Origin of the sequence: Burkholderia sp. Se-20378 (assembly GCF_017104665.1) — a bacterium.
Classification (GTDB): Bacteria; Pseudomonadota; Gammaproteobacteria; order Burkholderiales; family Burkholderiaceae; genus Burkholderia; species Burkholderia lata.
Map to the genome: position 1 here is coordinate 1 of NZ_JAAGPG010000944.1, position 1,931 is coordinate 1,931.

Consider the following 1,931-nt stretch of genomic DNA (forward strand, 5'->3'; position numbering starts at 1 on the left):
TCGTTCGCACGACGCGAGATGCTGCGCGAGCGCGACGCCAAGCGGATCGCCTGGACGCTCGCGCTCTGCCAGCGCGTCGCGCTCGCACACTGCGGCACGTTCTCGCACGACGCGTTCGCCGACGGCGCCACCGCCACCCTCACGTTCTCCGTCCCCGGTGAGGCGCCGGTGTAAGCAATCGGCCGCCCGACACATTACAAATTCCTTTCTGGCTCTATACTGATGGGCCTGTCATAACCGGAGTGTTTCTTTGTTACAGATCTTCGCGCTCATCGGCGCGTTGTTCCTGGTGGCCCTGAACGGGTTCTTCGTCGCGGCCGAATTCGGCCTCGTCAAACTGCGCGCCACGCGCGTCAAGACACTGGCCCGCAAGCACGGCCTGCGCGGCCGCATCCTCGGTATCGTGCACGGCCGGCTCGACGCGTATCTTTCCGCGTGCCAGCTCGGCATCACGCTCGCGTCGCTCGGCCTCGGCTGGGTCGGCGAACCGGCCTTCGCACAACTGCTCGGCCCGCTGCTCGACCTGATCGGCGTGCAGTCCGAACGCGTCGTGCACCTGATCTCGCTGGTGTTCGCGTTCTCGCTGATCTCGTTCCTGCACATCGTCGTCGGCGAGCTGGCGCCGAAATCGATGGCGATCCGCCAGTCGGAGAAGGTCGGCCTGTGGGTCGCGCTGCCGCTCTATGCGTTCTACTGGGCGATGTATCCGGCGATCTGGGTGCTCAACAACAGCGCCAACGCGGTGCTGCGGCTCGCGGGGCTGTCCGCCGACCACGGCGGCGACGCCCACTACTCGACCGACGAGCTGAAGCTGATCCTGCGCAGCCGCCGCAGCACGGCCGGCAATCCGGCCCAGCCGGCGCGCGGCACGTACAGCAACGACGAGTGGAACACACTCGCGCATTCGCTCGATTTTTCGTCGATGACGGTGTCGGACCTGATGCGGCCGGCCCATGAAATGATCGGTCTGCGCCGCGACCTGCCGCTGCCCGACAACATGGAGATCGTCGCGCGGCACCGCTTCAGCCGCTATCCGCTGTTCGAGGACGCGTCGCGCGAGCAGGTGAGCGGGCTGATCCACCTGAAGGACCTGCTGCTCGCACGTCATGCGGGCGCGGCGCTCGAAGACCTGTCGGACTACGTACGCCCCGTGCAGTACGTGAAGCCCGACACGCCGGCACTCGACCTGTTCCGCCGCTTCCGCAAGGGCGCGCCGCACTTCGCGCTGGTCGGCAACAAGGGCGAGAAGCCGATCGGCTTCCTGACGCTCGACAACCTGCTCGGCGCACTGGTCGGCCAGATCCACGACGAGTTCCGCCAGGGCGACGCCGACTGGAGCCGCCTCGACGACGGCACGCTGATGGGCAAGGGCAGCCTGCCGGTCGTGTCGCTCGAACAGGCGCTCGGCATCGACATCGACGAAGGCCGCGCGGAATCGGTCGGCGGCCTCGTGATCCAGGCGCTCAGCGACCTGCCGACCGAAGGGCAGCGCGTGTCGTTCGACCGCTTCGACGTCGTCGTGAAGAAGATGAACGGGCCGCGCATCGTGCTCGTGCGCGTCTACCCGAAGATCGCGAAAGAGGCCGACGAGTGACGGCCGCGCTTCGCCGCACGCGATGAACGCCACGCTGCCGCGCTGCTGCGTGATCACGCCGGAACCGGCGTCCGCGTCGGCAGCCGATGGCGCGGCGTTCCTCGACCGGCTGTCCGCCGTGCTCGCGCGCGGCGAGACGCTCGTGCAACTGCGCGTGAAATCGCTCGATGCAGCCGCGTTCGCGCGACTCGCCGCCGAAGCGCTCGCGCGCTGCAACGCGGCCGGCGCACACCTGACGCTGAACGGCCCGATCGATGCGGCCGGCGTGATGCGGCTCGACGGCGCCGGCTGGCATCCCGAAGATCCGAAAAACGTCGAGTAGGTAAAGAGTGTGCGC

1 protein-coding gene and 2 pseudogenes are annotated in these 1,931 nt (G+C 67.9%); all 3 read left to right on the forward strand.

Annotated features, from left to right (window positions below; genetic code table 11):
- A pseudogene (locus G3N93_RS41915) lies at positions 1-174 on the forward strand (sensor histidine kinase); the annotation flags it as partial.
- 76 nt (positions 175-250) lie between these two features.
- The gene (locus G3N93_RS39205) at positions 251-1,594 is read left to right on the forward strand and encodes a hemolysin family protein (RefSeq protein ID WP_011355838.1); all 1,344 of its coding nucleotides are present in this window, start codon (positions 251-253) and stop codon (positions 1,592-1,594) included.
- Between the two features lie 22 nt (positions 1,595-1,616).
- Positions 1,617-1,889, forward strand: a pseudogene (locus tag G3N93_RS39210) (thiamine phosphate synthase); the annotation flags it as partial.
- Positions 1,890-1,931 lie beyond the last annotated feature (42 nt).